This window comes from Emticicia sp. BO119 (assembly GCF_013912375.1).
Classification (GTDB): domain Bacteria; phylum Bacteroidota; class Bacteroidia; order Cytophagales; family Spirosomataceae; genus Emticicia.
This window is the reverse complement of record NZ_JACETV010000005.1, coordinates 486,004-494,936: the sequence shown is the minus strand read 5'-3', so window position 1 is coordinate 494,936 and position 8,933 is coordinate 486,004. Positions and strand designations below refer to the sequence as shown.

Annotated in this window: 8 protein-coding genes; 1 reads left to right on the top strand and 7 read right to left on the bottom strand. The window is 39.1% G+C overall.

The window, feature by feature from the left end:
• On the top strand, positions 1-154 hold a 154-nt coding region (locus H1R81_RS27800; protein ID WP_409013561.1), incomplete at its 5' end, for a 3-coathanger stack domain-containing protein.
• 293 nt (positions 155-447) lie between these two features.
• Here the strand turns inward: H1R81_RS27800 and H1R81_RS18500 are convergent.
• The 7 genes from H1R81_RS18500 to H1R81_RS18475 all read right to left on the bottom strand — a co-directional run bounded on the left by H1R81_RS18500 (position 448) and on the right by H1R81_RS18475 (position 8,910).
• Positions 448-1,155 carry a DUF4386 domain-containing protein gene (locus H1R81_RS18500; protein ID WP_181842230.1) on the bottom strand — a complete coding sequence of 236 codons (708 nt, stop codon included), beginning with the start codon at positions 1,153-1,155 and terminating at the stop codon, positions 448-450.
• Between the two features lie 49 nt (positions 1,156-1,204).
• Entirely contained in the window at positions 1,205-1,876 is a 672-nt protein-coding gene (locus H1R81_RS18495; RefSeq protein ID WP_229251162.1) for a porin family protein, read from the bottom strand.
• A gap of 139 nt (positions 1,877-2,015) precedes the next feature.
• Positions 2,016-2,711, bottom strand: coding sequence for a LytTR family DNA-binding domain-containing protein (locus H1R81_RS18490; RefSeq protein ID WP_181842229.1), 696 nt, complete (start codon positions 2,709-2,711; stop codon positions 2,016-2,018).
• On the bottom strand, positions 2,704-3,786 hold the full coding sequence (locus H1R81_RS18485; protein WP_229251161.1) for a sensor histidine kinase: 1,083 nt from the start codon (positions 3,784-3,786) through the stop codon (positions 2,704-2,706). The genes H1R81_RS18490 and H1R81_RS18485 overlap by 8 nt, the downstream gene beginning before the upstream one ends.
• A 347-nt stretch (positions 3,787-4,133) precedes the next feature.
• Positions 4,134-4,574 (bottom strand): hypothetical protein, encoded by a 441-nt coding sequence (locus H1R81_RS18480; protein WP_181842228.1) that lies wholly within the window; start codon positions 4,572-4,574, stop codon positions 4,134-4,136.
• 36 nt (positions 4,575-4,610) lie between these two features.
• Positions 4,611-5,711: an efflux RND transporter periplasmic adaptor subunit gene (locus H1R81_RS27320; protein WP_220275254.1), complete on the bottom strand. Its 1,101-nt coding sequence runs from the start codon at positions 5,709-5,711 to the stop codon at positions 4,611-4,613.
• On the bottom strand, positions 5,695-8,910 hold the full coding sequence (locus H1R81_RS18475) for an efflux RND transporter permease subunit (protein WP_220275253.1): 3,216 nt from the start codon (positions 8,908-8,910) through the stop codon (positions 5,695-5,697). The genes H1R81_RS27320 and H1R81_RS18475 overlap by 17 nt, the downstream gene beginning before the upstream one ends.
• Positions 8,911-8,933: the final 23 nt, after the last annotated feature.

Sequence of the window (8,933 nt, the reverse complement as noted above, 5' to 3'; positions counted from 1 at the left end):
GCGGAAAGCGAGTAGTGTTATTAATGCCAGTAACAAGGTGACAGCTACGGGTAATGTGAGTTATCAGGCAGGAAATAGTATTGTGCTTACACCCGGATTTGTGGTAGAGAGTGGAGGTGTATTTAAGGCTGAAATTGAGGGGTGTAGTAATTAGTTACAAAAAATAGCCTTAAAATGAAAGTTAAAAGCACGCATGGTTGGAGGTTTTTCTGACCATGCGTGAATTATACAGGAATTAATTGCAATGCGAGAATAGCCCGGAAATGGCTTAAGGAGGTAGCTATTTAGTTTTGATTAGTATCCTTCAATTGATTCATTTTTTGGAATTTTACGATTCAGACCTCAATCATAGTTTGCTCGAATAAGTATGGTCTTGTATGCCGATTATCTTGAAAAGTAATAAAGATAATTACCTCTTTTCATTTGAATCAGGTTTATAAAATATGATTAATTTTCTGCCAATAAAGATGATGATTTAAATCCTTTTATAATAAGATAAATCCCTATTGAAAACTCAAATAATGCTACAAGAACGGCGGATAAACCTGCTAATGGAGATACCCGATCTATAAAACCAAATAGTATGGCAAAATAACCTATCAGGAGTGGTAAGCCACCTACGATTCCTATTAATGAAAGGTAACGCGGAACTAAACGAGATTGATAGAGCATAATTCCCAGAAGCAAGTCGTTTATAGCAGGAATAAACCCTTGTCCTAACAGAAAAATACGGTCGTATAAAGTAACAAATGCCTGACTAACTGGTAAGGCATCTGCTCCTGTTCCTTTCTGATGCAGAGTTACAACTGTCAATAGAAATGCCACACCTGCAAACATAGTACTGGCTTCTAATATACGAGAGGCTACAAGACCCAAAGCAAGGCTTTTGTTTTGTTTTTTAAGAACCGGGTATAAGGCAACTGCCGTAACGATACCACAAAGTGCCACTACTATTTCTAAAATTCCTCCTACAATTACTTCGTTATCATTGCTTGTTCCCAATATATAATCCGGCTCATGGATATGACTATAAAGGGTAAGAGTCGGGATAGAAACAAAGGTTAATATATAGAATATACCTGCCCAAAGTGATGTCTTGCGCCGGGCATTCACCAGCTTATATTCTGATGAATGCCCAATAGCTGTTATGTTCATTTTCTTTTTAGTAAAACTGATTCAATGAATAGATTTTTGCTTTTACCAACTATTTTTTATTCAATGCTTTAGAAAAATTGACACTGATCATCAACCCCCTGTTGAACATTTCTTTATTGTAGGAAATATTGGTTAAACCATAATTATATCTCACATCCAATGCAATTCTTTTTTGTTTGAGTGGAAACGAGAGACCTCCACCAACCTGAACACCTGCTTCAAAGCGTTTAAAACCGTTTGCTGAATTGCCAAAGGCAATTTTGTTCGTAACCTCACCAATGGTGTTTTTACCACTCATATTGTAAGCAACAGAGGGGCCTGCATTTAGATATAATACTTTACCTATATGCACACGAGCCAGTACAGGCAATTCTAAGGTATTAAGGCGTAAGTTAGATTCGGCCGAGGTAAAAGGGTTACTTGCAGTTAGTTTGCCACCTTTACGCATAAAGTAGAGTTCTGTTACCAAAGAAAATGCAGGTGTGATACCTTTCTGAACAGATACTCCTGCCTGTATGCCTTTAGCAGATTTTTTATAGTCTGATAATGCAGTATTCGATGCCCCATAATTAAGGTTAGTGCTTGCCATATTCACCATAATATCAATATAGGTATTGGCTGTTTTTTGTTTGATACGGGTGGCTTCCTGAGCCTGTCCAAAGGTAAGTGCTGATAAGAAAATGATGCTTATAAGCATTGATGCTTGTACTATCTTCTTCATGATTATTTGTGTTTATTGTTTATAAATAATTTGATGAAGCAAAGGTACAGGACAACAAAAAGGGGGGCAATTTGACTATGCAAAGGCTGTGGGGATGTCTGCCAAATCTTGATTTTAATCTGCCAAATTAAGAAGAGTTTTACGCCTTAGCGTTGATGAGTTGCAGAAATGAGTCTTTGTACGTTTCAGAAACCGGAATCAATTGGTTTGCAATTTTTATACGGCTTCTTTCTACAGATTCTATTTTATTAATAGCTACCATATATGATTTATGCACCCTGCATATCAGGTTAGAGGGTAATAGTTGTTCCAGTTCACTGAACCCCTGCAAGGTCATAATTTTCTTATGCAAAGTATGAATACGCATATAATCTCTCATACCTTCGATATAGAGGATGTCGTTAATCATAATTTTTTCAAGACGGTTTTCTGTTTTTACAAAAATAAACTCAGGCTTTTTTTCTTCTGTCCGATGGCTCAGATTCTCCCTGGCATTATTGACTGCCTGCAAAAACCTGTTGAATGTAAAGGGTTTTAACAGATAATCTGTTATTCGTAGTTCATAGCCTTTAAGAGCATATTCCTGATAGGCTGTTGTGATAATTACCTGACTGGTAATTGTAGAGCTTTCCAGCAATTCAATACCTGATAACTCGTCCATATTGATGTCGAGAAAAAGTAAATCAACCTTATTATTATTTAAAAAATCAAGCCCTGCCAGTGCGTTGTCGAAAGTAGCGGTCAGGTTTAAGAAAGGGATTTTCTGAATAAAGGCCCTGGTTTTATCAAGAGCCAGAGGCTCATCTTCAATGATGATACAGGTAAGTTTATTCATAAGGAATGGTTAGGTTAACATGGTATAAATCTTCAGTTTTTTGTATTTCGAGCGTATGTCGATCGTTATAAATCAATTGAAGCCTTTTTTCAATCAATTCGTTGCCAAGCCCCCCAACAGAATTGCCCCCAACAGCATATTTAGTTTTTTGTTTAATATCAATCTTGTTTTCACATATCAATTGTATTGTCTGCTCATGAATGAAAACCTGAATAGTAATTGCATTAATCATTTTCTTATTAGTAGCATGTTTAAAAGCATTTTCAATAAATGGGATAAAGACCATCGGAGCAATAAACTTATGACCAGCCTGCCCGTTTATGGTGAGCTGGACATAGTTTTCGTTGGCAGTGCGTATTTTCTGTAAGTCTATATATTTTTGTATGTATTCAATTTCTTTAGCTAATAAAATTTTATCAGTCTTGGTTTCATACAGAATAAATCTCATAATGTCTGATAACTTATTGAGGTATTCAGAGGCTGCCGTGGCATCTGTTATTATTAAGGAGTCAATATTATTGATGGTGTTAAATAGTAAATGCGGGTCAAGCTGCAATTTTACGAGAGCCATTTCCATTGCATGATTTTTTTCCTTTAGGGCTTCTTTGAGTTTTATTTCATTGAACCAGTCAATAAAGCCTCTTAATATCCACCCAACTACACCACAAATTGTTCCGATCACAGTCATTACTATAATTGTTCTCAGGGCTGTTGACCTACCGTGTCTACCCCCTTCATCCATATCTATCACTTGTCCGGTTTCTATGAAATAACGATGTAGTATATACCCCAGCACTGATGTAATAAAGGATACTGCCAAACCTGCAAGCAGAGCCGTTACATATTTTTTTTGCTGGATATATTGAGGAAACAAAATGAAATAATACAGGTAAAAAGACACTGCTGAAGGGATAAACGCAAACAGGAGGATATTTTGAAATGCATTCATAATTCGAGCCGTATGATCAACGGCATTCACATCAGTTTTGGAATAAACCACGAGGACAATACCCACCATTAAGAAATAAATGAGCCAAACCCCGATGTGTAACAAAATCACAAATGACTTTTTCATGATTTAAAATTACTGATTAAAAGAACAATCTCTTTCAAGTTATCACAAAAAAAATCTGCAAACTGTTAAAGTGAATCTGCAAAACCGGGAAGATAAAAGGCAACCCGATACTTAATATGAATAACAGGCTGAAAAGAAGAAAGAACTTCTATTAAAAATACATTTTTAATGGACTGAAATAACAATAGAAGCAAAAGACAGGGCTTAAAACAGACAAATAGCCATTCACAGATTAGATGGAAGAAGATGATAATGTTTATGGCAATTGCTGTGCAGGCTTTATAGGTCATATTATCGAGCAATTGGGAGTAGCTTCAGATTAGAGTCAATTATATTAGAAAAGGTTTTTAATAGTTGTTGATGACAAAATCTCCTGTGATAGTCCGATATTCGATGCCATTATATTCGTTTTCAAGTGTTACATTGAAAGTACCTCCTACTTTAGAGGCATCCAGTTGAGTTATTTCCAGAAAACCACTATCTACTCTGAAAGGAATAAAATCGGCACCGTTGGTATAAAAAATATTTTTGATGGTCAGGTTAGGGTACCTGCCCGTCTGTATCAGATCGGGCAGGTAGATGGTTAATCTCTCATTTTTATAGCCAAAAGCATTCAGGCTTACTTGTTTTTGTTCGGGTTGCCAGGTGCCTTCTACCCGCTCCATCAAAACATATTCTTCGTCGTCAACAAACTTTATACTCAGATAAGAATAAGGTTTTACCATTTCTGCCTTATTACAGGCAGCACAGCCCACCCATAGCCACATAATCATTAATAGTCTCCTCATGGCAATTCTTTACCGGAACGCTCTGTTAAAGTCGGATTATTCGTTGGTCGTTTCTTTTATTTCATCAGTAGCACTTACTATTACTTTATTACCTATTTGCAAATCGCCATACACTTCTACTTTATCAAGTGTCTGGTTTCCGGTACTAACATCTATTTTTCGGATAGACCCATTATCAGAAACTAAAACATACTTGCGTTCAGTAGAAGTAACTACTGCTGACTTAGGTACGATCAGGGCATTTTTGTTGCCTTTCGAATAAATCAATACATCGGCGTACATACCAGATGACAATACACCCGTATTATTTGGTACATCAACTTCTATTCTTTCGCTTCTGTATTGTGTATTGATACTTCTTGATTTTCTGCTAATTTTCCCTTTAAGCCTTTTTCCTTGCAGAGCACTGACATAAAAAGAAAGGGTATCATGCTCATGCAGATTAACCGCAAGCTGTTCGGGTACATCTACCTGCAGGCGAAGATGCTCAATCTGTTTCAGTTCTAACATGGGCTTATCTTTAGCTATTGAACTTACCAAAGCACCGGGATGGATATTACGTTCGGTAATTACACCACTAAAGGGAGCAGTTACTTTCAGATAGCCAAGCATAGCTTTTTGCATATCCCAATTAGCTTTTTCGGCATTTACTAAAGCTGTATCGGCATTCATTTTGGCTTTGATACTTGATAAGTCCATAGGAGAAACAGCTCCTTTGGTTTTTGAGGCTTCAAGCAGGCGTTGATAGTGTTCTTTATCAATTGAAAAATCTGCATTGGCTTTAGCAAACTTTTCTTTTGCCAACAGAGCTGCCTGCTCTAACTCAGGAGCTTCTAATTCCATTAATAAACTACCCTTAGTTACATGTGAACCGAGATCGACCAGTACATTTTTTACATAACCGTTCACTTTCGGAAAAAGGCTGACCTCCTGATACGCGTTTAGTTGTGCGGGTAACTTTAAGGTAGTGGGTACGCCACCGCTTTCAACGGTGGCTAACTGGTAGCTGGGTGTCTGAGATTTTGGTGCTTCTACTTTCTTTTCTTTGGCTCTGTTTTCTGTGCAGGCACTTAATGACGCACCTGCCAGTAATAGCATAAGGCAGTATTTCATATAGGTATCAGATAGTGTTTTCATTTTCGGGTAATAAGGAAACTGATTTAAAAGATGCTTTTTGTTGAATCCAGCCATAGACTAAAGGTACAATAAGGAGTGAGGCGAAAGTTGAGAATATGAGCCCTCCGATAACAGCTCTTCCTAAAGGGGCTGATTGTTCTCCGGCTTCACCAAGGCCACTTGCCATTGGTATCATTCCGGCAATCATGGCAAGGCTTGTCATCAGGATAGGCCTGAAACGGACACTTGCGGCAGTTGTGGCAGCCTTGAACGGATTTTTATAGGTGATTCTAAGCGATTCTGCGTTAGTGACAATCAGAATGGCATTAGCGACTGATACCCCGATACTCATAATGATACCCATATAAGATTGCAAGTTGAGGGTAGCGCCAGTAGCCATCAATAAGAGTAAAGAGCCTAATAATACAGCCGGAACTGTAGATAAGACTGAAAAGGCTACCCCAAAAGACTGATAGTTGGCCGCCAACAACAGTAGCACCACAATAATGGCTACAGTTAAGCCTGTCTGAAGCGAATCGAGGGTTTCGGTGAGCAACGATGCCATCCCTTTCATTTCTACTACCATGCCTTTAGGTGGTGTGCCTAATTTATCTATGGCTTTTTTTACGGTGCTGGAGGCCTCTCCTAAATCCTTTTTGTAAATATTGGCACTTACCGTCAGGAATCTTCTTGGGCCTGTCCGGTCGTATTGGCCCGGGAGCGTATCAATCGACATCTGGGCAACGTCTGAAAGTATAGGGCGGGTTTTCCCTTTTACCAACGATATAGACTGTAGTTGCTCCATAGAGTTCATCAGATATTCGGGTACCTGCACCTGTACCTGATAGGTATAAGAAACTCTCTGGTCGAGCCATTGCACTTTTTCGGTAAAGCGACTTGAAGAGGTAGCATCGGTAATACTTCTGGCAACCTCTTGCAGATTAAGCCCCATCTGGGCCAGCCTGAACCGGTCAATATTGATTTTAATAACAGGAAATTTTAATGGTTGTGCAATCTGTACATCGCGCAGATAACTAACCTGTCTGAGGCTATCTACCAATCGGTGAGAGTAAGATTTTATATCTTCAAAATTCTTGCCCATTACTCTTACCTCTATCGGAGTAGCTGCTCCCTGAGCCATTATCTTTTCGGTTAGTTCGATAGGCTCAAAAGAGATACGGATCTTAGGGTAGGCTTTTTTGATATTGGCCCGAAGCGCATCCTTTAATTCATCAAGATTACCCTTAAAATGTTCGCCCATATTTGCCTGCATAATGGCTTCGTGTGTACCACTGTTAAATACATACAGGTTACTTGAACCATAGCTGCTTGGGATAATCCCGACATAAACCGAAGATATTTCTACTTTACCTTTGATGGTGGAATCCATAATAGCCAGTATGCCTTTTACGTCTCTTTCGGTTTTTTCAAGTCTTGTGCCTTCAGGCTCTTTTATACGTAGTTGCACCTGACCGTTGTTGGTTTTAGGCAAAAGGTCTTTTCCGATATAATAGAAACAGAGGCCAGAGGCTGCCAAAGTGAGTAACAGATAAAGGCTCACGATTAATTTTCTGCTCCGCATCCATCTTTCTAAAAGATTTGCCAGCCTTACTTTTACCTGCTGAAAAAACGAGTTTTCATCTCCATGTTTTATATCCTGCGCTGTATGTTCGTCTATTTCCTCAATTTCGCCTGAATCTAAAGCCAGACCTGCATGTGCATGAAATTTTGAATGATGGTACTGGAACATTTCTTCTTTCAGTAACCAGTTTGAAATAACAGGTACAAGCGTCTGCGCTGCAACAAAAGAGACAATCATAGAGAAACCTATCGACAAAGAAAGCGGTAAAAACATACCTTTGGGTACACCTGTCATAACAAACGAGGGGGCAAAAACAGCTAAAATACAAAGCAGTATCAACAGCAGCGGGAAAGAGATTTCTTCGCAGGCATCAAGTATGGCTTGCTTCTTGGTCTTACCCATCTCGAGATGCTGGTGGATATTCTCGATCGTTACGGTTGCCTGGTCAACCAATACCCCAATTGCCAATGCCAAACCACTGAGAGTCATGATATTGACGGTCTGCCCAGCCATTTTTAAGAATAATAAGCCGATCAGAATAGAAATAGGAATGGTAATAATAACCACCAGACTACTACGCCAGTCTTTTAAAAACAGAAGAACCATGAGCCCTGTAAGTACAGCTCCGAGAATACCCTCTGTCATTAAACTTTTTACGGCATTAATCACAAACACCGATTGGTCAAACTCATAGCTTATGCTTACATCGTCAGGCAATAGTGCCCTCATTTCGGGTAGTTTATTTCTTAGCCCTTGTACTACTGCCCAGGTAGAGGCATCGGCAGTTTTTACGATTGGAATGTAGATAGAGCGTTTGCCATTTACCAGAGCATAGTCTACAGTAACGTCTGCCGCATCTGATACTGTGGCAACATCATGTATAAATACAGTAGCCGATCCATTTGTAGTAAGCGGAATATCTGCAAAATGCTGTACCTTCTCTTCAAGTGAGTTTACAGTAGTTACATACATTAGATCATTGACGCGAAGATTGCCTGAGGGAGTCATTGCGTTGTTTTTAGCAATAGCTTCAACAACCTGATCGGGAGAGACATTGTATCTTCTTAATTTCTCGGGGTCGACGTTAACTACTACAGACCTTGAATTTGCACCCAGCGCGTGTGGGGCTGTTAGCCCTGGTACTGTAGCAAACATGGGGCGGATATAAGTAGAGGCCAAATCGTACATTTCCTTAAGCGATTTAGTCTTGCTATCAAATACCAATTGACCGACTGGCATAGACGAGGCATCAAAACGAACTACCTGTGGCGGTAAAGCCCCCGGAGGGAAAAATTTTGCTGCGCGATTTACCTGTAATGCTACCTGTGCCGATGCCTCTGCCATATCAGTTCCTTCATAAAAGGTAAGCTTAATAAAGGTTAACCCCTGTATATTTTTACTTTCAATGCTTTTAACTCCATTTACGTATAGAAACTGGTCTTGCATACGGGTTGCAAAGAAACCTTCCATTTGCTGGGGGGACATCCCTCCGTATGACTCCATAACATAGATGGTGGGCAGATTTAATTGTGGGAAAATATCAATCGGGATTGTTCGGATAGCCATGATACCAAACAGGAGCAATCCGGTAAATAGCACTATTATTGTAATGGGTCTTTTTAAAGCGAGCCGTACCATATCAAGGATTATTTGTTATTCTG

Coding starts and splice junctions, on each gene's coding strand:
- H1R81_RS18500 (WP_181842230.1), bottom strand. CDS start 1,155: ATGAACATAACAGCTATTGGGCATTCATCAGAATATAAGCTGGTGAAT.
- H1R81_RS18495 (WP_229251162.1), bottom strand. CDS start 1,876: ATGAAGAAGATAGTACAAGCATCAATGCTTATAAGCATCATTTTCTTA.
- H1R81_RS18490 (WP_181842229.1), bottom strand. CDS start 2,711: ATGAATAAACTTACCTGTATCATCATTGAAGATGAGCCTCTGGCTCTT.
- H1R81_RS18485 (WP_229251161.1), bottom strand. CDS start 3,786: ATGAAAAAGTCATTTGTGATTTTGTTACACATCGGGGTTTGGCTCATT.
- H1R81_RS18480 (WP_181842228.1), bottom strand. CDS start 4,574: ATGAGGAGACTATTAATGATTATGTGGCTATGGGTGGGCTGTGCTGCC.
- H1R81_RS27320 (WP_220275254.1), bottom strand. CDS start 5,711: ATGAAAACACTATCTGATACCTATATGAAATACTGCCTTATGCTATTA.
- H1R81_RS18475 (WP_220275253.1), bottom strand. CDS start 8,910: ATGGTACGGCTCGCTTTAAAAAGACCCATTACAATAATAGTGCTATTT.